Genomic DNA, 23,233 nt, shown 5'->3' with positions numbered 1-23,233 from the left:
CAAGATTGACACATGAGCGCAAATCCTGATTTACACTCATCCTCCTGGCCGCAGCCACTGGCGGCGTTGGAGTTGATCAAGCCCATCACCTGGTTTCCACCGATGTGGGCGTTTTTGTGCGGGGTGGTGTCCTCGGGCGGCGCATTGTCTGGACAGATCGGATTGATCCTGTTGGGCCTCGTCCTTGCCGGCCCGATTGTCTGCGGAATGAGTCAGGCCGCGAATGACTGGTGCGACCGTCATGTCGACAAGATCAACGAGCCCCACCGCCCTATTCCGTCGGGTCGTATCCCCGGTATGTGGGGGGCTTGGATCGCCATCGCGATGAGCGTTCTGGCCTTGGCGGTCGGTTGGCAGTTGGGGCGCTGGGGCTTTGGCGCAACCGTGTTTGGAGTGCTTGCAGCCTGGGCCTATTCGGCTGAACCCGTACGGCTGAAACGTTCAGGCTGGTGGGGTCCGGGCCTTGTGGCCCTGTGTTACGAAGGCCTGCCCTGGTTCACCGGCGCGGCGGTTCTGTCGGCTGGGACACCTTCCTCGCAAGTCGTGATCATCGCTGCGCTCTATGCGCTTGGCGCGCATGGGATCATGACGTTGAATGATTTCAAGGCGTTAGAGGGTGATCGGCAATTGGGGATCAACTCCCTTCCGGTGACACTCGGACCTGAGCGCGCTGCTCGTTTGGCATGTTGGATGATGATTGTGCCGCAAATGGCCGTCATTGCTCTGTTGAAGCTTTGGGGCCAACCGATCTTTGCTGTGGCTATCCTGGCTGCAGTGATCGGTCAGCTGATGGCAATGCGCGTCTTGCTGAAAGACCCCAAAGCAAAGGCACCTTGGTACAACGGCACCGGCGTATCCCTTTACGTCGGTGGCATGATGATCGCGGCCTTTGGCCTGCGTGGATTGGAGGCTTTGGTATGAGCAACTCCGGATATCTCTCTTGGATCGGAATTGTCCGGCTGGGTCTGGTTCAGATGTGTTTGGGGAGCATCGTAGTTCTCACAACATCGACCCTGAACCGGCTGATGGTGGTCGAACTGGCGCTGCCTGCGATCCTGCCGGGCCTTTTGGTGGGTCTGCATTACGGTATTCAGATTTCTCGCCCACATTGGGGCTTTCTGTCGGACGCGACGGGGCGGAGGACCCCATGGGTTATCGGGGGCATGGCGATCCTTGCGTTTGGGGCTTTGGGTGCGGCGTTCTGCATTCCGCTCTTTGGCGAGAGCTTCTGGTTAGCGCTGTTCCTGTCGGTCCTCTCGTACACAGCGATCGGCGTGGGGGTCGGCGCGTCAGGCACGTCATTGCTGGCTTTACTCGCTACTGCCACGGCGCCTCGCCGCCGCGCGGCTGCTGCAACGATCACATGGCTTATGATGATTGCCGGGATCGCGATTACCGCCGCATCTGTTGGTGCGATGCTCGATCCGTATAGCCCGTTCAGACTGCTTGTCATCGTCGCGTGTGTCGGGTTGGGCGCCGTAGTTCTGACGTCTGTGGCCACATGGCGCATCGAGGCGGGCGTAGAGACTGTTACACGGCCATCGAAAGCTAAGCTGCGATTCCGCGACGCTCTGCGCGACGTCTGGGCGGATGATGCGGCACGCAGGTTCACTGTGTTTGTCTTCCTGTCGATGACAGCCTTCTTCATGCAGGAATTGATCTTAGAACCCTATGCGGGACTGGTATTCGGCTTTACGCCGGGCGAATCCACATCCCTGTCTGGGGCACAAAACGGCGGGGTATTCCTTGGGATGCTCTCAGTTGGGATCGCCGTAACCGGGCTGAGGATCGGATCGCTGCGCGGTTGGGTGGTTGCAGGCTGCCTGGGTTCTGCGGTCAGTCTGGGGGTGATCTTCGCGATGGGCCAGATGGGGCCGGGTGCCCCACTGATATGGGCCGTTGTGGCGCTTGGCTTCTTCAATGGCATGTTCGCTGTGGCTGCGATCGGCGCCATGATGGAACTGGCCGGTGAGCATGCCAGTGGACAAGAAGGCACGCGCATGGGGCTTTGGGGTGCAGCACAAGCAATTGCCGCTGGTGTCGGAGGTTTGCTGGGCGCAGCGGCGGCGGATGTATTCCGGTCAGCGATGTCGGATGCAAACGCGTTCGGAGCGGTCTTCCTCGCCGAAGCTGCCCTGTTTGTCGCCGCTGCAATCCTTGCCGTTCAAGTCATTCACGAAACACGGCGTGATACGCACGTCGTTGCGGGAGAATAGCCATGTATGATGTCGTAGTCGTCGGTGGCGGCCCAGCCGGAGCCACAGCCGCCGAAGATCTGGCAAAAGCCGGGCATAAGGTTTGCATGCTTGACCGGGACGGGCGGATCAAGCCTTGTGGCGGGGCGATCCCGCCGCGTTTGATCGAGGACTACAACATCCCTGACGAACAATTGGTGGCCAAGATCAACACGGCGCGCATGATCTCTCCGACCGGGCGGCAGGTGGATATTGCCATCGAAAACGGATTTGTCGGGATGGTCGACAGAGAGTATTTTGATGAATTCCTGCGCCAGCGGGCACAATCCGCCGGTGCGCGGCGCCATACGGGGACGTTCCTGCGGATCGAACGAGACGAACGCGGCCCTTCGGTTGTCTATCGGGAAAAACAGAGCAAGGAAGAGGTGAAACTGCCCACGCGGCTGATCATCGGTGCGGATGGAGCGCGGTCAAACGTTGCGCGGGCCGAGGTTCCCGGTGGTGACAAGATCCCCTATGTCATTGCTTATCATGAGATTATCGAAGCACCGGACGCGGTGCAGGCCTATGATCCGACCCGATGTGACGTGGTCTATGATGGATCGATTTCTCCAGATTTCTATGGCTGGGTGTTCCCTCACGGCCAGACCGCCAGCGTAGGTATGGGGACCGGTATCAACGGGTTCGACCTCAAGAAAGCGACGAAGGAGCTGCGGAGCGCATCCGGTTTGGAGGGGTGCCGTACAATCCGTCACGAAGGCGCACCGATTCCGCTAAAACCATTGGATCGCTGGGACAACGGTCGAGACGTCGTTCTGGCTGGGGATGCTGCAGGCGTGGTGGCTCCAAGCTCGGGCGAGGGGATCTACTACGCGATGGTAGGTGGCACGGTTGCGGCAACCGCTGCGCAAGCCTGCCTTGCCTCATGCAAGGTTTCCGACCTCAAACTGGCGCGGCGACTGTTCCTGAAAGAGCATAAGACGGTTTTCCGCGTGCTGGCTTCGATGCAAAACGCCTATTACCGCTCAGACGACCGACGCGAGCGGTTCGTGTCGCTATGCCATGACATCGATGTGCAGCGCCTGACGTTCGAGGCCTATATGAACAAGAAACTGGTCAAGGCGCGCCCGATGGCGCATGTGCGCATCGGTCTGAAGAACCTTGCGCATCTGACGGGGCTGGTTCGGGCGGAATTCGTATGAACACGATGATTCCCGCTTGGCTCGACGGCAGTCTGCAACCTGTAGAAAAGCTGAAAGCGCATCAGTTGGGTCTGCGTCACAAGGCTGTATCAGTCTTTGTTCTGCGGGGGCCGACCTTGTTGTTGCAGAAACGGGCTGCGGGTAAATACCACACGCCGGGCCTCTGGGCGAATACGTGTTGCACCCATCCGCAGTGGAATGAGGTCTCGCTTGATTGTGCAACTCGACGCTTGCGCGAAGAGTTGGGGATCACCGGTTTGTCGCCACGCTTCACCACTGTGCTGGAATATCGCGCCGACGTAGGGCAGGGGTTGATCGAGCATGAACTGGTCGACGTCTTTTGTGCCGAAGCGCCCATTGACCTGGTGGTGAATGCAAACCCTCACGAGGTCTCGGATACGCGCTGGGTTCATGTGTCTGATCTAAATGCTGAGATCGACCGCACGCCAGACGCTTTTACACCGTGGCTGCAGATTTACATGCGAAACCATGCGCAGAAAATTCTTGGACCGACCCTCACGGCCGACCTTTTATCTTAGCCATATCTGCTGGTTAGTCTACTGACGGGTTGTAAAGCATCCGTTTGCCGCCCGAAATCACCGAGATTTTTCTCGGCTTGTTCGACAGCAGCTTGAACGGCAGAATCCGCTGCGACATGAAACGTGTCCCAGACATCGCCGAGCGTTTGGTGCGGTGCTTCGTCAGCAGTTTCCAGTGCATCGCCCGCGATACCAGCCCGCGATTTGCGTTTGCATAGGGGTTCATGTCCGGGGTCAGGAATCTGGGATGATCGCGCAGAATTTTCTGACCGATGAACAGGTCCATGTCAGGTTCGTCACGGACATACTGCGTTTCGGTTTCGACCTTTGCCGGCACGCTTTGGACGCTGTCCATGATCTTCATGGCGTTCCGTGCGGCCCCGAACGGGGTGAAAGGCGCGCGCATCACAATCAGTGTTGCCCCGTCTTCTTTCAGCATTTTGGCATAGACGGCTGCAGTATCTTTGGCGACCCGCGCGGCGTGAATTTTACCCGCCAGACCCCTTGCAGCTCCTTTGAAGACGTCGATATTTGCATCGGGATGCCCGGCTTCGCGCAGCGCTGTCCTCACGCCTTCGGCTGTGGTTTCGTCTGCGTATATTCTTGAAATTACAGTCGTCATGATCGCTCCTGTTCTTCAGTTCAATGTCGGGCACCGGTTCGGCGGGTTAGGTCGGTCTGGCTTTCGTCAACTCCATTTGCTTTCAGTTAAGGTAGGCCGAATGGTCAGGCCGGGTAGGGTGCAGGCGCAAGAGCGGCAAAACCGCAACGAGAGCGAAGGCAAGAAAGAGAATCTGCATCGAAAAGACCGGTAGATAGGCGACTTCGGGCGCAAACTGGTGATCACCCTGCAATTGCAGCATCAAATCTCGGATGACGCCGCCCAGTGCAACACCAGCACCAGCGGCTGTCGCCTGAACAGCCCCCCATGCGCCAAGCGCGAGCCCGGTTTGGGTTTTAGGCGCTGATCGCATGGTTGCGGTTAGCGTTCCATGACCAAACAGACCAGCACCGACACCGGTTGCAAAGGTTCCGGCCACGAACAGGGACAACCAATCCAGCGGCGAGGCCAGAATGATCGCGATGTAACCCGGAATGCCGACAAGAGCCCCCATCAGGCACATACGGGTGGGTGAGCCGCCCCGGCCCAGGATGCGCGAGGCAACAGCCAGACCAAACAACGTGCCAAGTGCCAGCGTCGCGGTGAGCTTAGTGGTCGCGGCAACCGACATTCTCAGAACCTGACCGCCATAGGGTTCGATGATCACATCCGCAATTCCGAAGGCGAAGGTTCCCAAAGCGATCACCGTTAGCAAACGTTTTGCTCCGGCCCGATTTGCAAACCTTTCCCAGGCGACTGAAAATGGCGGTGCTGGGACGGCTTTGACATGCCGACCTCTCGGCTCTTGTTTCCAAACTGAGAAACCGTTCAGAAGAACTGTAATGACTGCGGCACCTTGAATGACCTGGATCAGGCGTCCCGGGCTGTAGTTTTCAAGCAGCGCACCAAAGATGAATGCAGATCCAATCATCCCTATAAGCAGCATGACATACATCAGCCCAACGACCTTGGGCTGGTCCTCTTGCGGAACAAGGTCGGTCGCAAGCGCAAGGCCAACGGTCTGAACCATGTGAACTCCCGCGCCGACCAGCAGGAAAGACAACGCCGCCGAAGACAAGCCGATCCAGCGGGGGGCGTCGATCGCCTCGCCATAACCCGATAACACCAGCAGCGCGAAGGGCATGATGGCAAAGCCGCCGAATTGCAGCAGCGTACCGCGGTAAATGTATGGGAAGCGCCTTAAGCCAAGGGCCGAGCTGTGCGTATCTGATTTGAACCCAATCAACGCGCGCAAAGGTGCGAATAAAATGGGCAGGGCAATCATCACCGAAACCAATGCGGCGGAAACACCCAACTCGACAATCATCACCCGATTCAATGTGCCGACAAGCAGGACCAAGGCCATGCCAACAGTGACTTGAAATAAAGACAGTCGAAGAAGCCTTGTCATCGGAACATCATCGCTCGCCACATCCGCGAAAGGCAGATACCGCGTGCTAAGCCGCGACAGCTTATTCAGTGCAAATGATCGAAAGTCGAGCATTGCTCAGTACTTGTCCCAAATCGTCTCATGCCAGCCGATATCTTCAAGCGACTGGTCTGTCCGGTGCCGCTTAGCACCGGACCCGTTCCGTTGTTTTTGCTGGTCTTAGTGCTCCGGAGGCGGAACCGTCTCGGAAGCCGATGCCAGAACAGCTGGTGCCTCGACCGTAGCCACTGCCAGAGTACCATCCGGCATCTCTACCAGGATCCGATCGCCGCTGGACGCAGTGCTGGCCGCAACAAACGATGCTTTCGCGGTCGCTTCGCCATCTTCCTGCGGCAGCATCGCGGTTTCAGCACCACTGCCCAAAGGATTGCCAGACAGGAAATCAGACACCCACGTCGTGTTGCTGAGAACCGCAACATGAACTGCAAACGATCCAACCGCGACTGCCGACAAGAACAGCGGAATACCAACGGTGGGTTTGACGACGAGCCAGATTTTTGAATTGTTCATCTGATCGCTCCTTTCATCCGAGCCAAGGTGTTGCGACCGCAACAAGGATGTGCGCAAGCAGGGCGATGACGCCGAACACGCGAGTCCCGTCGATCAGGTAGCTGTGGACCTCTTCAGCCTCACGTAGGTTGAGACCGGTTGGCCATACTTTTTCTGGGTCGTCAGACATGATTGCCTCCCGTTAATCGGCTGTCGGAAATAACGTGCCAAAAACGTGTGGAACGGGTCCTGCACGGCAAGTTCTCCGGTCGGGTGCGCACAGCCGATATGGAGCGCAATAATAGAAACCGGAGTGTCATTATTATATGACAGTAAAAACTGTCAGGTCAATTAGACACTTTTGAGGCTCGTTTTGTGGGCAGACCCTACCCTTCAACTGCGACCACATCCCCATTTTGATTTATGTCAATTGAAAATGACACTATAGGCGTCTACAATAAGTTACACTGGGAGGCTGCCATGAGAATTGTGTTTGTTCACCCAAATTACCGGTCTGGCGGGGCTGAGATCGCTGGCACTTGGCCTCCGGCATGGGTGGCGTATCTTACTGGGCATCTGCGTCAATCCGGGTTCGAAGACATTCACTTTATTGATGCGATGACCGGCGATGTGTCGGACGAGGACTTATCAATTCGAATCGCCGATCTCAGGCCGGATGTGGTGGGTGTCACTGCGATTACGCCATCGATTTACCGTGCCGAAGACGTGTTGCGGATAGCCCGAGACGTCGCGCCGAACGCGATCCGTGTGTTGGGCGGAGTGCACGCCACCTTTATGTACAAGCAAGTCTTGTCCGAAGCGCCCTGGGTTGACGTCATCGTGCGTGGAGAAGGTGAAGAGATTTGCACCGAATTGATGCAGGCCATCCGCGATGGCCGCTGGCCGCACGACCGGCGCAAGATCAAAGGACTGGCGTTTTGTGACGGCGATGAGATCGTGGCGACCCCGGCGGCATCGACGGTCAAAGACCTATCTGCCATCAAACCGGATTGGACCGTTTTGGATTGGGAGAAATACATCTACATCCCGCTTGGAACCCGTGTTGCGATCCCCAATCTTGCGCGCGGTTGTCCTTTTACCTGTTCCTTCTGCAGCCAGTGGAAGTTCTGGCGTGACTACCGGGTGCGCGATCCAAAGGATGTGGTGGACGAAATCGAAGACCTCGTTGAAAATCACGGGGTCGGGTTTTTCATCCTTGCCGACGAAGAACCGACCATCAACAAAAAGAAATTCGTGGCCTTCTGCCAAGAACTCATCGACCGGGATCTGCCGCGCCGGGTGAAATGGGGGATCAACACGCGCGTCACCGATATTTATCGGGACAAGGAGAACCTGAAATTCTATCGCAGGGCTGGCCTTGTTCACGTGTCATTGGGCACCGAAGCCGCCGCGCAGATGAAACTGGACCAATTCAACAAGGAAACAAAGGTCGAGGAAAACAAGACGGCCATCCGTCTCTTGCGCGAGGCGGATATTCTGGTCGAGGCTCAGTTTATCGTGGGCCTCGACAATGAAACCCCTGAAACGCTGGAAGAGACCTATCGGATGGCGTGGGACTGGCAGCCTGATCTGGCAAACTGGTCGATGTATACACCGTGGCCGTTCACCCCGCTGTTCCAGGATCTGAAGGATCAGGTGCAGGTCTTCGATTTTTCGAAATACAACTTCGTCACCCCAATCATGAAACCCGCCGCCATGGAGCGCGGTGAACTACTGGACGGCGTGATGAATAACTACCGTCGCTTCTACATGAAGAAGGCTCTGTTCCACTATCCATGGCGAGGCACAGGCTTTCGGCGACGCTATCTCTTGGGCTGTCTCTTTGCCTTTCTGAAGGCTGGTTTCCAGCGAACGTTCTATGATTTGGGTAAGGCTGGGTACTGGGGGCCGCAAACCAAGTCCAAGGTGGATTTCCATTTCGACGATACGCGTCAACTGGCCGAAGCTCAGCTTGAAGACTGGGAGGCCGCCGCGGACAGAGCAGCCGAACGGCGCGAAGCCGTGAAAGCCCAGATGAAGGAACGAGCGACCCACCGATCCGAGGCTCTCAAAATGCCAAAGGGTTTCGAGTTGCGCGCCTGTGGCGGTGGCGATCAGCAGATGGAAGATGTCTGAGCGTGCGGCAACAGGCGAGGCGCTGATAGGGCCGAATGCAGTCCTTCAGCTTCTGCCGCAGATTGAAAAAATCTGTGGTGCTTCGCGTCTCTCGCAGATGCTTGCGGAAGCGGGGCTGACGCGAACACCCGACGGTCGAGATATGATCCCGGAAATCCACGCCATGCGCCTGCATCAAATGCTACGACGGGAGGAACCGGAACACAGCCGCGCCATGGCCGCTGCGGCCGGGAAGGGGACCGCCCAGTATATTCTGCAACATCGTATTCCGAAACCCATTCAGCGAATTCTCAAAGCGTTGCCAGCCTTTATGTCTGCCCGGCTCCTGTCAAAGGCCATCGCGGATCACGCTTGGACTTTCGCAGGCTCTGGTAAGTTCCAGTTGCAGGGCTCGTGGACGTTCAAAATTACCGACAACCCAATCGTTCGAGGCGAAACAAGCCAAACACCGCTGTGCCATTGGCACACAGCTGTCTTTGAACATCTCTACCGGGAATTGGTTCATCCAAACGTCAATTGTGTTGAAACGAGCTGCTGCGCGCAAGGCTCCGTCAATGCCTGCATTTTTGAGCTAACGGTGACGATGGGTCGTGGTTAGGGCTTTTGGGATTTCTGGGTCTGCTTGCGGCAGACGAATCTCGGGTGCTTAGGGGGGCGAAAATGATTGATCCTTACGCAGACGTGGCGTCCCTTGACACTGCTCTTCAAGAAAGAGTCGCAGACATCCTGACTGCGCGCGGTCAAGACCCGGCGCACAAAGAGATGCGCAAAGCCTTCTTGAAAAACCTGAACCTCCCACCGCACGCAACAGCGCTGGAACTTGGATCCGGCACCGGTCATGTTACCTTGGATCTGATTGAAACCGCAGGAGCAACACGTGCGCATGGTATTGAGGCTTCTCCGCTTTTGGTGGCGAAGGCGACAGAGGCTTTTTCGCCCAATCCCCACCTCAGCTTCGAAGTCGGAGATGCCAGAAAAACCGGTTTAGAGAGTCAGTCCTACGACTTGATCCTGCTGCACTCTGTTTTGTGTCACGTGCATGATTTTCAGAATGTAGTTCGTGAAGCACATCGTCTTCTGAAACCGGGAGGCGTCCTGGCAATTTGTGACGGCGAGTTCGACAACATGAGTGCGCCAATCTCTGACTACGACCTTTTGGACCAGCTCATTCTCCGGATTTTGACAAGTAACGTAACGAACCTTTGGGTCATGCGTCAGTTGCCAGAAGTCCTCACCGACACAGGTTTCAAGCTCGGGCATCAGACCTTGCACAAACCAGTATCTGAGCATGACGCGAATTTTTTTCTGACAATCATTGAAGCCGGAGCAGATCAATTCGTTGCACAAGGTAGGCTGCTTCGCGAAACTGCCGTAGCTATTAAAGCTGAGGCACGTGTACGCGCCTTACTGCACTGTTTGTTTTGCAATATTTCATACATCAGCCAAATCGGGCACAAACCCAGAAGTGACTGATGGACGCGAAGAGTTTTTTGCGAACTGAAATGTGGGTGCTCACTTCTTGCTTGCATACAAATCTTCCAATCGATGATACGGCGCAGTGTCCCTGAACTGTTTCACGAGTTCAGGATCATTCAAGCGGTACCGCCCGCAGTATTTCAGAAGATGTCGTACATATAGAAGAAGCGCGATCGTCACCCCGGCGGTTGCTATGTTGAAAGTGATTTCCCAAATCGTCATTTCAGTTTCTCCGCACTTTTTTGTTTCGAGCCTGTGCAAATTAACCTTCAATTAAGGCATGTGATGGTTTTGCGCGCTCGGTTACGTTGACGAAAGCTTGCGACCGGAAGGTCTTCAATCAAATTTCTTGTGGTGCTGTTTCGCGTGCTCCTCAAGAGCTTTCGCGTGCTCCTCCAGCCAAGCTCGTTTCCGATCCTCCTTGGTCGCGACAAGTTCCGAAATACGCTTCTCCAAAGCGTCGGTACGCTGTTCCAACCGAGCGCGGATTGTAAGGGAAGATGAACTCTGACGTCCTGGGCATCGCCAAAATGATCTCCAACGCTTGGCACGGTAGCGTACACCAAACGTTGTTTCCCTTCTTTTGCCTGGGGTGTTTCATATCGCGCACGAGGATTCTGCCACTATTTTCGCGCAGATCATCCCACCTCAGGTTGCAGATTTCACTCAGACGACGCGCGGAATAAATCGCAAAGACGACCAGGATTGCGACCGGGATCTTCTGCCGGGTATTTTCCGAGATTGCAGTCAGAATTTTGTTTAGCTCACAGAGTTCCGGTCGACGATCTCGCTCTTCCGATCGAGCCAGGACTTCATCCTCCCAAAGAGTTCGCATGGCGAGGTTGACCACTTCGATGGGGATCAAAGCACCCCGGTCCTTGGACCAGGATAGCGTTCTCGCCAGGTGAGTCATGTAGTTCGCGACTGTCTGTGGCATTCTTTCACCAGCCGACAACAGGTCTGCATAGTCATATAACTGTTGCTGCGTCAGCGTTGAGACCTTGGTCTTTCCGAACTCGTCGGCTTTGATAAAGGTCAGAACTTGACGAGCCGATCGGCCGAGGGTTTTCCCTCGCTTCAAACGGTCGTCGATGACATCTGAGATCTTTGTCTCCGTTACGATTTGAATTGGAAACCCGTTTGCTTCGATTTCTCGGAGTTTGTTGTTTCGCCATTTTTTTGCGTTTGGCAGGTGTCTGAAGGTTTTCGTGAGGCTGTGCTGTTTGCCATCCACACGCTTGCAGATTTGTACCCGATAGGAGAACTTTCCATTCTTATCTTCAAATCGGGTGATGTTCTGCTCCTTGAACTTTTTCTCTGGGGTCTCCTTGCGAGGTTTCTTTTCTTTCTGCTCGACCGAAGAAACCGGCATGGCGTTTTCTGAAACCCCAGCAGCAGTCACAGCGGTTGCTTGAGAAGGGGAGCGGTGGAAGAGATTCTGGGCAGTAATCGCCGCGAGCACATCTGTTGTGCTGTTCTTGATAGTCGTCATGGAATTCGTCCCATCTTGCTTTCGATGATAAGGAATTCGGTTCGGTCGTCCGAAAAAGATTCCGGGGTTTGATTGCCGAATTCTGAGGGAAACACAGAAGATGGAACCGGCGGCGCCCGGGCCAGAAATCAGCTGCATTTGGGCCGCTGTTTGTATGCTTTGGATGTGCTACACCGTAGCACGCTCGAATCGAGAACCTCCGAAAACCCCCGGGAATACGGTGAAATCAGGGGAAATCGTGCTTCGCGAAGTTTGGAGATGAATGGAGTTAACGCTTTGAAAAATAACGCACAAAAGGCAGCGCGTTTAAGCGTGGCTCCGATGATGGATTGGACCGATCGACATTGTCGGTTTTTTCATCGTCTGCTCAGCGCCGAGACTTTGCTGTATACCGAGATGGTGACGGCCCCGGCACTTGTGCGGGGTGGGGCGATGCATCTGCTAGAGTATTCCCAAGACGAACATCCCTTGGCTTTGCAATTGGGCGGGTCAGACCCGGAAGAGCTGGCGCAAGCGGCGCGGCTGGGGGCCGAGGCTGGGTATGATGAGATCAACCTCAATTGCGGTTGCCCGTCGGACCGGGTGCAATCGGGCACCTTTGGCGCGGTTCTGATGAAGGATCCCGGTCGTGTTGCCGATTGCGTATCCGCTATGCGCGCGGCGGTGGATGTAGACGTGACCGTCAAATGCCGCATCGGTGTGGACGACCAAAACCCCGAGGAGGTTTTGCCTGCGTTTTTGGACCAGATCCGCAGTGCGGGGTGCCAAAGAGTGACTATTCACGCGCGTAAGGCTTGGTTGCAAGGGCTCAGCCCCAAAGAAAACCGGGACATTCCGCCTTTGGATTACGATCTGGTGCATCGGATGAAGGCGGCGTTTCCCGACCTTCATATCTCAATCAACGGTGGCATCACATCACTGGACCAGGCGAAGGTTCATTTGGACGCAGGTCTGGACGGGGTGATGATCGGACGTGCCGCCTATCACCAACCAGGAGACATCCTGTCTGAGGCCGACCCACGTATCTTTGGCGTTGGAGACGCGCGAGATCCGATTGCGATCGTTCAACAAATGGTGCCCTATGTCGATCAGCACCTTGCCAAAGGTGGACGCTTGCACCAGATCACGCGTCATATGCTCGGTCTTTTTGCGGGTCGCCCCGGCGCCCGCGCGTGGCGGCGTGCCTTGTCCGAAGGGGCCGTTCACAAAGGGGCCGGGCCAGAAGTGATGTTGCAGGCGCTGAACCACGTTGCGCCAATGGCAGAGGCGTAACAAGCAGGGGGAACAATGCCCGAAACGATGTTGCTGGCCCAGATGTTGGGCCTTTTGCTTGTGATCGGGGCGCTTGCAGGCGTTCTGGCCGGGTTGCTGGGGGTCGGCGGAGGTATCGTCCTTGTCCCCGCGTTCTTTTATGCGTTCCAAACCCTTGGCTATGGCGGCCCGCAACTGATGCAGCTGTGTTTGGCGACGTCGCTTGCCACGATCATTGTGACATCGGTTCGTTCAGTAATGGCGCATAACAAAAAGGGTGCTGTGGATTGGGATATATTGCGTGGCTGGGGCCCGGGTATCGTCATCGGTGCGGTCATCGGTGTTCTGGTCGCATCTGCCCTGCGGACCGAGGCCCTGCAGGCTTTGTTTGGCGTTCTGGGTATGGTGATCGGCGCGTATCTTGGGCTGGGCCGTGCTGAATGGCGGCTGGGCGATGTCATGCCGGGGGGGATCAAAAGGGCAGTTCTGTCGCCCATGGTGGGCTTTCTTTCGGTTCTGATGGGAATCGGGGGTGGCAGTTTTGGTGTTCCGCTGATGAGCCTTTATAACACCCCGATCCACCGTGCGGTCGCAACAGCGGCAGGCTTTGGTGTGATCATCGCAGTGCCGTCGGTTATTGGCTTTCTGTTTCTCGAAATTGCGCCCGAACACCGCCCTCCGTTGACAATCGGGGCCGTCAATCTTGTGGCCTTTGCCATTGTTGTTGCGATGACGATGATGACCGCACCCTTGGGTGTGAAACTGGCGCACGCGATGGATCCGAAACCCCTAAAGCGGGTGTTCGCGGTGTTTCTGACGCTGGTGGCGCTGAACATGCTGCGGAAGGCAATTGGCCTATGAGTGATTTTTGGGCCAAGGGCTGGGTAAAGTTTGCCTATGACCCATCGCTGGCCGAGTGGGTCAGCCATGCGCTGCCCGCAGCCCGCGCCTCGACTTCAGACCCGGCTCATGCGGAATGGTTAGACTGTGAAGGGACATGGTTCATCGGCGTAGATGCGCTGCCCAACGACACGCAGGGTAGGGTTGGTCAGTCTGCGCCTTTATCTGGGCAAGCCGTGTCGTTTATTCGCAAACATTATGGTGATTTACCCCTGCACAAAGGGCAGGTGTCGGTCATTTATCCGGGCTATCCGCGCCCGCGTCGTGGTGAAAATGAGGCCGCGACCCGGTATCGCCGGAACCGGGATGCGGCCCATGTGGATGGTTTGCGTCCGATGGGACCAGATCGTCGCCGACGCGTGGATGAGCCTCATGCGTGGATATTGGGCATTCCCCTGACCGAGGCCAGCGCGGATGCATCGCCTATGGTGTTGTGGGAAGGCAGCCACCAAATTCTGGGCGCTGCATTCAGGGATGCGCTGAATGGCACGTCAAACGAGGCGCTGCACGAAGTTGATGTAACCGACATCTACCAGGCCGCGCGTCGCGAGGTGTTCGAGACTTGTCCACGGATTGAATTGCCCGCCAAGCCCGGCGAAGCCTATCTGCTGCATCGCCATTGTTTGCACGGTGTTGCACCTTGGGCCGACGCGGCGACGGCAGGGCCAGATGGACGGATGATTGCCTATTTCCGCCCCGAATGCGCCGGGGGTGTAGCCGAATGGATCGAATCTGCCTAACCTCCTGTCATTGTTTGGCTTTGGAGGTTTTGACGGATGATTACGGTCCATACGAATTCAGATGGCGCACTGATTGAAGTCGAGTTGTCGGGGCAGGTTACTAGTGCCGACTACACCAACACTCTGGTCCCCGCGATTGAAGCCGCGCTGGCCGAGCATGACTCGGTGCGTCTGCTGGCCATCGTGCAGCCCGAGTTCAAAGGATATGATCTGGGTGCGGCATGGTCTGACACCAAGCTGGGGCTAAGTCATTGGCGTGGCTTTGACCGGATCGCCGTTGTTGCCGATCAGGGGTGGGTGCAGACCAGTATTCGGCTGGCAGCCCCGATCTTGCCGTGCCCTGTGCAATTATTTGACTTGGCCGATCTGGAAGCAGCCCGCCGTTGGATGCGCGAGTCGCTGGGATCGATACACCTGACAGATCTGGGCGGACCTTGTGTGCAGATCAGTCTGTTGGGCAAGCTGGACCCCGAAGAGTACAAGCAGGCAGAGCGTGACCTGGACGTATTGCTTCAGGATCGCGCCGGTTTTCGCCTGTTGATTGACCTGCGGGAATTTGACGGCTGGCAGGGGTTGTCTGCCCTGGCTGCGCATTTTCGTTTGGCCAGCCGCCATATCGGTCTGTTGGACCGGGCGGCCATTGTAGGGGACAAAAGCTGGCAGCATATGGCCCAGAAGGTTGCCAGTCATGTTCTGGGCACGCGCACTCAGTTCTTCTCGTCTGAAGAGTTCGACAACGCGAAGAACTGGCTGGCGACAGGTTAGTTTCTGGCGGGATTCAAAAGATAGCGGTCAACTTTTGACCGCTTTTTTGCCTGCAAACTCCGTTGCGATTCGCAATCCACAGGCGGTTTTTCCGGGATCGCGCGGATTATTCGCCTTTTGCCACGTCGGCTGAGCCAAATTGTGACGTTAGGGAATTTTGCGTCATATTGGGTTTTTATTGATCAGCGCGTCAAAAAAGATCAAAACCCACGTGTTTTCCCCCTAATTTTTACGGGAAACACCTTTAGCCACGCTTTGTCGCTGCGGGTCACCACTCACGTAGAACAGTCACGTTCAAGAGCTTGAACCCTCGGAGCTCGAACTCGACCCGCAGCGACATTGTTTTTTAAGCGGGAATTCTGAAATGGCACTTAAAGGTCTGATAGGAAGATTTCTTAACCGCAGCACGTCGGACAATTGGCGCGTGACACAAAAACGCGAAGCTGTTCGGCACGACAAGGCGACGCGATCAGAGATGACTGTTTTGTTCCGCAAGGAATTGCGCAAACCGATCCCGCTCAGGGGCGGGCACGCTCAAACCAAAGCGCGAAAAAAAGTGGGCTGATAGCTCAGGAGCCGTTCAATCGGGCTGCTCGCCCGCCGCGCCGTTTGGCAAGCCGTGGTTTGCGCGAGGGCAGATCATCCATGATGTCGGCACGTTCAGAGCTGTCCATTTTGGACCAGCGCGTGATTTCGTCGATCGTGCGATAGCAGCCCGTGCAGATGCGTTCGGTCGGATGAACAACGCAGATCTGGACGCAAGGGCTTTCGACCTCATTCCGTTTCCACACCATATTCGTCATTGACGGTCTCCGACCTGGTTACAAAAAGCGCAGCCTGTCCAGCGCCCCTTGCAAGATATAACCGGCAGCAACGTGATCAATAACCTGTCCGCGACGTTTTCGTGTCGTATCCGCCTCAAGCAGTGCTTTTTCTGCCGCAACCGTGCTGAGCCGCTCGTCCCAGAAACCGATTGGCAGATCCGTCAAACGTGACAAGTTTCGCGCAAAAGCCCGCGTTGACTGGCAACGTGGGCCTTCGGACCCATCCATGTTTTTCGGCAATCCCAACAGTATGCCGCCGATCTCACGGTCGGTAACAATCTCAATCAGACGAGCGGAATCCAAGGTGAATTTCTTGCGCCTAACAGTTTCCAACGGACTGGCCACGCCGCGCATCCGGTCAGAGACGGCAACACCGATTGTCTTTTCGCCAAGATCAAGACCCATCAATGCGGTCATCGGCGACAACGCCGCAGCGAACTCTTCAAAGACGTCATGGATCATTGGGCAATCCCGGCCTGCAACGCGGCTGCGTCAAGGATTTCAAGCGCTTCGGAATTCCCGGCAAATACTTGCATGGCCTCTTTGTGAATGTCGATGGCCCGCTGGCCCTGACCCAAAACGCCCAAGGCTGCAATCAGGCGAGCCCACTCTTCGGGCGCGCCACCTTCGGTCGCCAGTCGGTCAGACAGTTGGTTCACCATTCCCTGAATCATCTCTTGCCGTTCTTCAGGGGTCAATTCGGCTGCGGCATTCACGTCGTCCTGGCTTGGACCGGGCGCTGCGCTCAGGTCCGGCGCATTGAAGACACCTGCACGGAAAGCAAGTTCATCCAGTTGCGCCCGAATGGCCCCGGCCCAGGGCGCGTCGCTTGGGGCGTCCTGCAAGGTTTGCACCCACATGCGATAGGCCAGATCGGGCCGTCCGACCTGCGCCAGCATTTGCCCCCAATAATACCGGGCGGGCCCGTGGCGTGGATCTCGGTTCAATGCCTCGGTCAGGGCTTGTTCCGCTTCGGGCGAGACATAGCCGCCAGCCGCAAGGATCATCATTTCGGCAAGATCGGCATAAGCGTCCGCAGTTGCCGCATCACCGGACAGTTCGATTACCTTTTGCTGTGCGGTATATCCCGCCTTGAAATTACCTGCATTTGTTTCGTGTTGTGCCAACAGCATCTGGCCCTGCAGATCATTTGGACGGTTGGCGACAGTATCTCGCAGTTGTTTCAGCAGCGCCGCATAGCTTTCGTCCAGCTGTGCAGGCTGGGGCGGAGTCGCCAGTTGCTCGGCGGCGTTTTGGGGTGGTCGGTTGGCCCGGACATCTTCGGCAAGCTCCAACCGAGCCGTCAGTGGCATGTCCGGCAAACCGACGGCACCGATGCGATCATACAGCGCCATCGCTCCACCGATCAGGATCAGCGCGATCACCACCACCGAGACGATGGACACAGCCCGCGACGGGCCAGACGCGGCACCGCCCTTTTTCAAATTCTCGTCCGCAGCCAGAATGCGACGAGAGATTTCGGTGCGAACCCGTTCGGCGTCTGCCTCGCCAATCACGCCGCGCGCAAGGTCTTTATCAACCCCCGCCAATTGTTCGCGGTATACCTCAAGGTCATATGCGGCTGCAGGCTTTTCCGCGCGGCGGTTGCGCAGCAGGGTAAAGCAAAGGAAAGCCGCAATCAGAAGCGCGACAATGAAAATCAGAACCCAGAACGTCATGGTCCCTCCGAAGATGCTGTCCTGACTTAGACCTACGCGCCGCCCGACAAAAGGGACAAATGGCCGCGAATGAACGACATGTCGCAATAGTGCGATATTGCGGCGTTGCACGGCAGGGGTAAACTGCACGTACACGGCATATCTGCGCCCAATCACCGAACCGGATGGATTCGCACATGAAACATTATTCAGCCTTTGCTGTGGCGCGGGAAGCGCTGCGCTATCACACCGGATGGGAACGCGCCTGGCGTTCACCCGAACCCAAGAAGAAATATGACGTCATCATCATTGGCGCAGGCGGGCACGGTCTGGCGACTGCGTATTACCTTGGCAAGAACTACGGCATTCAGAATGTCGCGGTGATCGAAAAAGGCTGGCTGGGTGGTGGCAACACCGGCCGTAACACCACGATCATCCGGTCCAACTATCTGCAGGACCCTTCGGCAGCCCTTTATGAAAAGGCGCGGGGCCTCTACGAGAATCTTAGCCAGGACCTGAACTACAACATCATGTTCAGCCCGCGTGGCGTGATGATGCTGGCGCAGACACAGCACGAGATTCGCGGCTATCAACGCACGGCCCATGCCAACGCTTTGCAGGGCGTGAAAACTGAATGGATTACGCCCGAGCGCGTCAAGGAACTGGTGCCGATCATCAATCTGGACGGTCCGCGCTATCCGGTTCTGGGCGCGTTGTGGCAGGAACGCGGCGGCACCGCGCGCCACGATGCCGTGGCCTGGGGCTATGCCCGTGCCTGTTCGGCCATGGGGATGGACATCATCCAACAGTGTGAAGTCACCGGCGTGCGCTCGGACAACGGCCGAGTGGTTGGCGTCAACACCACCAAAGGCGCTATCGATTGTGACAAGCTGGGTATCGTCGTTGCCGGACATTCCGGTCAACTGGCCGAAATGGCGGGTTTCCGTTTGCCGCTAGAAGCGATTGCATTGCAGGCACTGGTGTCGGAACCGATCAAACCCTGCATGGATGTGGTCGTGATGGCGAACACCGTGCACGGCTATATGTCTCAGTCCGACAAGGGTGAGATGGTGATCGGTGGCGGCACCGACGGGTTCAACAACTACACACAACGCGGATCGTTCCATCACATCGAGGAAACCGTCCGCGCTTTGGTCGAGACCTTCCCCATGATCTCGCGCCTGAAAATGCTGCGTCAATGGGGTGGGATCGTGGACATGACCGGCGACCGGTCCCCGATTTTGTCCAAGACACCGCTAGGTGGCTGTTTCATCAACTGTGGTTGGGGGACAGGCGGCTTCAAGGCGATCCCGGGGTCCGGCTGGGGCATGGCACAGCTGATGGCCACCGGCCATTCGCCGCTAACCGAAGCCTTTACTCTCGACCGCTTCAAAGAGGGCCGCTTCATCGACGAAAGCGTCGCTGCTGGGGTGGCGCACTAAAGCGTCTGCCCAGGGTTGCCAAACAACAGAATTCAGGTCGGCTTCCGCGCCGGCCAACCGCCAAAAGGATGACAACATGCTGATCCTGAACTGCCCATACTGCGGCGTCGATGCCGAAGAAACCGAACTCACAGCCGGTGGCGAAGCGCATCTGAAGCGCTATGGCCCCGGTTCGTCGGATGATGAATTCCACGACTACCTGTTTATGCGTGAAAACCCCAAAGGTGTTCACTTTGAACGCTGGCGCCACGCCAACGGCTGTGGCAAGTGGTTCCACGCCGCGCGCTGCACACAAACGCTCGAAGTTTTCGGCACCTATCCGGCCCAGACCACCGAGCCACCGCAAGAGATCAAGGACGCCATCACCGCCAAGCGCCCCGGATGGTCATGGAGAGAGTTCTCCGTATGATTCACGTTTTCAAAAATACTCCCGCCGGAGGCTCTGACGCCTCCACCTGCGAAAGGTCCGCACCATGAGCACCCGTCTCGCAAAACAGGGCCGGCTGATTGACCGGTCGAAAAAGGTCACATTTACGTTCAACGGCACTGCGATGCAGGGCTATGAAGGCGATACGCTCGCCTCGGCGCTGTTGGCCAATGATCAGATGATGATGGGCCGATCGTTCAAGTACCACCGGCCGCGTGGCGTTGTCGCCAGCGGCGCGGAAGAGCCGAACGCGTTGGTTGGTCTGGGGCAGGGCAATCGTTTCGAGCCGAACCAGCGCGCGACAACAACCGAGTTGTTCAACGGTCTGAACGCAATCTCTCAGAACCACTGGCCGAACCTCGAGTTCGACATCGGTGCAGTGAACACGGCTTTGGCGCGGTTTCTGCCCGCCGGTTTCTATTACAAGACGTTCATCCATCCGAAACCGTTCTGGAAACACGTCTACGAGCCCTTCATCCGTCAATCTGCCGGTCTGGGCAAAGCGCCTGACAAAGACAGCCGCGATGCGGACACCTATGAACACTTCTACGCCTTTACCGATGTTTTGGTGATCGGCGGTGGTGTCGCCGGGCTGCAGGCCGCCAAAACGGCCGCGCAATCCGGTGCCAAGGTTCTGCTGATCGAGCAGACCGCGCATTGGGGCGGTCGCGCTCCGGTTGACGGCGGTACGGTGAATGGCGAGCCTGTGGATAAGTTCGTGGAACAATTAGTTTCCGAACTCGAAACAATGGGCAACGTGACCATGCGCTCGCGCTGCATGGGCGCGGGCGTCTATGACCACGGTTATGTGCTGGGATATGAGCGTCTGACAGACCACACTCCGGGCGTGCAAGGCCCGCGCCACCGGTTGTGGCGTATCCGCGCAAAGCAGGTTGTCACCGCCACCGGCGCAATCGAGCGTCCGCTGTCTTTTGCGGGCAACGATGTGCCGGGCGTGATGCTGGCATCTGCGATGCGCGACTATGTTGTGAACTGGGGTGTAACACCCGGTGAACGTGTGATTGTTGCCACCAACAACGACGACGCCTATCGCACCGCGATACTGTTGAAACAGGCCGGTGTTGATGTTCTGCGCGTGGTCGACGCCCGTGCATCTGCTGGCCCTCTGGCGCAAGAGGCGCGGGACCTTGGTATCCGCGTTGATCCTGGCAAGGCCATCGCGAAGGTCAAAGGCGGCAAACGCGTCAAAAAGGTTGCCATCTGTAACCAAGAGGGTATCGGCGGCGCGCGCGAGGAGGTCGAAGCCGATGCGGTCGCCATGTCAGGCGGCTGGTCTCCGGTTGTGCATATGTGGTCGCACTGCGGCGGCAAACTAATCTGGGACGAGGCGCACGCGCATTTCCGCCCCGATCCTGATCGCCCACCGCTGGGTGCTGATGGTGAAGGCTTTGTTCTTGCTGCTGGCAGCTCGAATGGTCCGTTGGCTCTGGCGGATGTGCTGAAAGACGCAGACGCAGCGGGTAAAGCCGCAGGCAAGGCAGTCGGTCACACGCCCAAACGCACCAAAGCCCCGGTTGGTGAAACCACTGCCGAGGCACCGATGGAAGCTGTTTGGCTTATGCCTGCCAATGCTGAAATCCAGCTGCGCGCTAAATCGTGGCTCGACTTCCAGAACGACGTCAAAGTCTCGGACGTTCAGCTGGCGGCGCGCGAAGGGTATGAAAGCGTCGAGCACACCAAGCGTTACACCACGCTGGGCATGGCGACCGATCAGGGTAAGCTGAGCAATATCAACGGCTTGGCGATCCTTGCTGATGCACTTGAATCAGAGATTCCCAAAGTCGGCACCACCACCTTCCGTCCGCCCTATACGCCCATTTCGATGGGTGCGATCGGGGGCGAGGCGCGCGGTGAAGTGTTCCAACCGATCCGTCAGACTCCGATGCACAACTGGCATGACAAGAACGGTGCCGATTGGGAACCTGTCGGCCACTGGCGCCGGACATATGCCTATGTTCGTCCCGGTGAGTCCGTGCATGACGCAGTGAACCGCGAGGTGAAGAACACCCGCGAAAACCTCGGATTGCTGGACGCATCGACACTGGGAAAACTGATCGTCAAAGGGCCTGATGCAGGCAAGTTCCTCGACATGATGTACACCAACATGATGTCCACGCTGAAGGTCGGCAAATGCCGCTATGGCCTGATGTGTTCGGAAAACGGCTTCCTGATCGACGACGGCGTTGTCGCCCGGATCGACGAGGACACCTGGCTGTGCCACACCACCACCGGCGGGGCCGAGCGCATCCATGGTCACATGGAAGAATGGCTGCAGACCGAATGGTGGGATTGGAAAGTCTACGTCGCCAATGTGACCGAGCAATATGCGCAAGTCGCCGTGGTCGGACCGAACGCGCGCAAGGTGCTTGAGAAGCTGGGCGGCATGGATGTCAGCAAAGAGGCGCTGCCATTCATGGAATGGCGCGATGGCAAGATCGGTGACTTCGATTGCCGTGCCTATCGCATCTCGTTCTCGGGTGAGCTGTCCTATGAGATCGCTGTTCCCGCATCTCAAGGTCAGGCGTTCTGGGATGCCTTGATGGCGGCAGGTAAAGAGTTCGGAGTGATGCCGTACGGCACCGAATGTCTGCACATCCTGCGGGCCGAAAAGGGCTTTATCATGATCGGCGACGAGACCGACGGCACCGTGATCCCGCAGGATCTGGGGCTGCACTGGGCGTTGTCGAAAAAGAAAGAAGACTACTTGGGCAAACGCGCCCATTCGCGCAGCCATATGACCGATCCAGAGCGCTGGAAACTGGTCGGTCTTGAGACTGTGGATGGTTCTGTCATTCCCGACGGTGCTTATGCGGTGGGCGAAGGTGTCAACGCCAACAGTCAGCGCAACATGATCGGGCGCGTGACCTCGACCTATTACTCGGCCAATCTGGGCAAAGGCATCGCCATGGGCCTGATCAAGCACGGCCCGGATCGCATGGGTGAGATTGTCGAGTTCCCGGGCACCGACGGTAAAACCTTCAAAGCCAAGATCGTGGACCCGATCTTCTTCGACAAGGAAGGGGAGAAGCAGAATGTCTGAACCCATCAGCGCACTGAACCACGCCAGTTATGACGGGATCGCCAAGATCGCGGAATGTGGCCTGCAAGGCATGATCACCCTGCGCGGTGATCTGTCCGACAAGGTGCTGGCCAAAGCCGTCAAGGACGCAACCGGGCAGAAAGTGCCGGGTCAGCGCGAGGCTTTGGTCAAGGGCGACACCGGCGTGGCTTGGATGTCTACCGATGAATTGCTGGTGCTGGTGCCTTACGCCGAGGTCGAGGCCAAATTGGCCGCAATGACCAACGCGCTCAGCGGCACGCATGCTCTGGCGGTCAACGTCTCGGATGCGCGTGCGGTATTCAGCATCACGGGTGCCAGCGCGCGTGAAGTATTGGGCAAGCTGGCCCCGGTTGAGCTGTCGGCAGAAGCCTTCCAACCCGGCCAAATCCGTCGCTCGCGTCTGGCGCAGGTGGCTGGCGCATTCTGGATGGACGACGATCAGACCTTCCGCGTGGTCTGCTTCCGCTCCGCTGCGGACTACGTCTTTAAATTGCTGAAGGTTGCCGCGCAGCCGGGCAGTGAGGTTGGCGTTTATTGATAGAAAGTTAAAAGCCCCGGATCATC

At 57.2% G+C, this 23,233-nt stretch carries 23 protein-coding genes; 15 read left to right on the top strand and 8 right to left on the bottom strand.

Going from position 1 to position 23,233, the window contains the following annotated elements:
* Positions 1–12 precede the first annotated feature (12 nt).
* From chlG to idi, 4 genes are read left to right on the top strand one after another with little or no spacing between them, the layout of a single operon-like run.
* On the top strand, positions 13–921 hold the full coding sequence (gene chlG, locus GS636_RS03960; RefSeq protein ID WP_171668514.1) for a chlorophyll synthase ChlG: 909 nt from the start codon (positions 13–15) through the stop codon (positions 919–921).
* On the top strand, positions 918–2,216 hold the full coding sequence (locus GS636_RS03955; protein WP_171668513.1) for a BCD family MFS transporter: 1,299 nt from the start codon (positions 918–920) through the stop codon (positions 2,214–2,216). The genes chlG and GS636_RS03955 overlap by 4 nt, the downstream gene beginning before the upstream one ends.
* A gap of 2 nt (positions 2,217–2,218) precedes the next feature.
* Positions 2,219–3,397 carry a geranylgeranyl diphosphate reductase gene (locus GS636_RS03950; protein WP_171668512.1) on the top strand — a complete coding sequence of 393 codons (1,179 nt, stop codon included), beginning with the start codon at positions 2,219–2,221 and terminating at the stop codon, positions 3,395–3,397.
* On the top strand, positions 3,394–3,936 hold the full coding sequence (idi, locus tag GS636_RS03945) for an isopentenyl-diphosphate delta-isomerase (RefSeq protein WP_171668511.1): 543 nt from the start codon (positions 3,394–3,396) through the stop codon (positions 3,934–3,936). The genes GS636_RS03950 and idi overlap by 4 nt, the downstream gene beginning before the upstream one ends.
* Before the next feature lie 13 nt (positions 3,937–3,949).
* Here idi and GS636_RS03940 read toward each other — a convergent pair whose 3' ends face one another.
* From GS636_RS03940 to pufB, 4 genes are all read right to left on the bottom strand, one after another.
* Complete coding sequence (locus GS636_RS03940) at positions 3,950–4,558, bottom strand: hypothetical protein (protein ID WP_171668510.1); 609 nt, start codon at positions 4,556–4,558, stop codon at positions 3,950–3,952.
* Positions 4,559–4,640: 82 nt separating this feature from the next.
* Positions 4,641–6,041 (bottom strand): PucC family protein, encoded by a 1,401-nt coding sequence (locus tag GS636_RS03935; protein ID WP_171668509.1) that lies wholly within the window; start codon positions 6,039–6,041, stop codon positions 4,641–4,643.
* Between the two features lie 105 nt (positions 6,042–6,146).
* The gene (locus GS636_RS03930; protein ID WP_171668508.1) at positions 6,147–6,497 is read right to left on the bottom strand and encodes a light-harvesting protein; all 351 of its coding nucleotides are present in this window, start codon (positions 6,495–6,497) and stop codon (positions 6,147–6,149) included.
* A 13-nt stretch (positions 6,498–6,510) separates the two neighbouring features.
* Positions 6,511–6,666, bottom strand: coding sequence for a light-harvesting antenna LH1, beta subunit (pufB, locus tag GS636_RS03925; RefSeq protein ID WP_152458403.1), 156 nt, complete (start codon positions 6,664–6,666; stop codon positions 6,511–6,513).
* Between the two features lie 290 nt (positions 6,667–6,956).
* Between pufB and bchE the strand changes: the two genes are divergently transcribed.
* The 3 genes from bchE (at position 6,957) to GS636_RS03910 (ending at position 10,085) form a co-directional block, all read left to right on the top strand.
* Positions 6,957–8,612, top strand: a complete 1,656-nt coding sequence (gene bchE, locus GS636_RS03920) for a magnesium-protoporphyrin IX monomethyl ester anaerobic oxidative cyclase (protein WP_171668507.1) — start codon at positions 6,957–6,959, stop codon at positions 8,610–8,612.
* On the top strand, positions 8,578–9,210 hold the full coding sequence (gene bchJ / locus GS636_RS03915; RefSeq protein WP_371808688.1) for a bacteriochlorophyll 4-vinyl reductase: 633 nt from the start codon (positions 8,578–8,580) through the stop codon (positions 9,208–9,210). Before bchE ends, bchJ begins: the two co-directional genes overlap by 35 nt.
* A gap of 62 nt (positions 9,211–9,272) precedes the next feature.
* Positions 9,273–10,085 (top strand): methyltransferase domain-containing protein, encoded by an 813-nt coding sequence (locus GS636_RS03910; protein ID WP_171668506.1) that lies wholly within the window; start codon positions 9,273–9,275, stop codon positions 10,083–10,085.
* 376 nt (positions 10,086–10,461) lie between these two features.
* Here the strand turns inward: GS636_RS03910 and GS636_RS03905 are convergent, their stop codons facing one another.
* Positions 10,462–11,580, bottom strand: a complete 1,119-nt coding sequence (locus GS636_RS03905) for a site-specific integrase (protein WP_253762630.1) — start codon at positions 11,578–11,580, stop codon at positions 10,462–10,464.
* A 258-nt stretch (positions 11,581–11,838) separates the two neighbouring features.
* On the opposite strand from GS636_RS03905, the gene dusA reads away from it, so the two are divergent.
* From dusA to GS636_RS03885, 4 genes are read left to right on the top strand one after another with little or no spacing between them, the layout of a single operon-like run.
* The gene (dusA, locus tag GS636_RS03900; protein WP_171668505.1) at positions 11,839–12,852 is read left to right on the top strand and encodes a tRNA dihydrouridine(20/20a) synthase DusA; all 1,014 of its coding nucleotides are present in this window, start codon (positions 11,839–11,841) and stop codon (positions 12,850–12,852) included.
* 15 nt (positions 12,853–12,867) lie between these two features.
* Positions 12,868–13,692, top strand: coding sequence for a sulfite exporter TauE/SafE family protein (locus GS636_RS03895; RefSeq protein WP_171668504.1), 825 nt, complete (start codon positions 12,868–12,870; stop codon positions 13,690–13,692).
* Positions 13,689–14,471 (top strand): hypothetical protein, encoded by a 783-nt coding sequence (locus tag GS636_RS03890; protein ID WP_171668503.1) that lies wholly within the window; start codon positions 13,689–13,691, stop codon positions 14,469–14,471. Before GS636_RS03895 ends, GS636_RS03890 begins: the two co-directional genes overlap by 4 nt.
* Positions 14,472–14,507: 36 nt before the next feature.
* Positions 14,508–15,236, top strand: coding sequence for an STAS/SEC14 domain-containing protein (locus GS636_RS03885; RefSeq protein ID WP_171668502.1), 729 nt, complete (start codon positions 14,508–14,510; stop codon positions 15,234–15,236).
* 569 nt (positions 15,237–15,805) lie between these two features.
* Here the strand turns inward: GS636_RS03885 and GS636_RS03880 are convergent.
* Genes GS636_RS03880 through ccmI form a run of 3 tightly spaced genes read right to left on the bottom strand, consistent with a single transcriptional unit; the run spans position 15,806 to position 17,739 of the window.
* A complete protein-coding gene (locus tag GS636_RS03880; RefSeq protein WP_171090831.1) occupies positions 15,806–16,039 on the bottom strand; it encodes a DUF1289 domain-containing protein in 234 nt (77 codons plus the stop codon).
* An 18-nt stretch (positions 16,040–16,057) separates the two neighbouring features.
* Complete coding sequence (gene ruvX, locus GS636_RS03875) at positions 16,058–16,522, bottom strand: Holliday junction resolvase RuvX (protein ID WP_171090829.1); 465 nt, start codon at positions 16,520–16,522, stop codon at positions 16,058–16,060.
* Positions 16,519–17,739 (bottom strand): c-type cytochrome biogenesis protein CcmI, encoded by a 1,221-nt coding sequence (gene ccmI, locus GS636_RS03870; protein ID WP_171668501.1) that lies wholly within the window; start codon positions 17,737–17,739, stop codon positions 16,519–16,521. Before ccmI ends, ruvX begins: the two co-directional genes overlap by 4 nt.
* A gap of 176 nt (positions 17,740–17,915) precedes the next feature.
* Here ccmI and GS636_RS03865 point away from each other — a divergent pair, with 176 nt between their 5' ends.
* The 4 genes from GS636_RS03865 to GS636_RS03850 all read left to right on the top strand — a co-directional run bounded on the left by GS636_RS03865 (position 17,916) and on the right by GS636_RS03850 (position 23,207).
* Positions 17,916–19,160 (top strand): sarcosine oxidase subunit beta family protein, encoded by a 1,245-nt coding sequence (locus GS636_RS03865; protein WP_171668500.1) that lies wholly within the window; start codon positions 17,916–17,918, stop codon positions 19,158–19,160.
* Positions 19,161–19,236: 76 nt separating this feature from the next.
* On the top strand, positions 19,237–19,569 hold the full coding sequence (locus GS636_RS03860) for a sarcosine oxidase subunit delta (RefSeq protein WP_171090823.1): 333 nt from the start codon (positions 19,237–19,239) through the stop codon (positions 19,567–19,569).
* Positions 19,570–19,633: 64 nt separating this feature from the next.
* Positions 19,634–22,648, top strand: a complete 3,015-nt coding sequence (locus tag GS636_RS03855) for a sarcosine oxidase subunit alpha family protein (protein ID WP_171668499.1) — start codon at positions 19,634–19,636, stop codon at positions 22,646–22,648.
* Complete coding sequence (locus tag GS636_RS03850) at positions 22,641–23,207, top strand: sarcosine oxidase subunit gamma (RefSeq protein ID WP_171105301.1); 567 nt, start codon at positions 22,641–22,643, stop codon at positions 23,205–23,207. The genes GS636_RS03855 and GS636_RS03850 overlap by 8 nt, the downstream gene beginning before the upstream one ends.
* The last annotated feature ends 26 nt before the right edge of the window (positions 23,208–23,233 follow it).

Source organism: Ruegeria sp. HKCCD4884 (assembly GCF_013110855.1).
Classification (GTDB): Bacteria; Pseudomonadota; Alphaproteobacteria; order Rhodobacterales; family Rhodobacteraceae; genus Ruegeria.
This window is presented reverse-complemented; position numbering and strand designations above follow the sequence as displayed.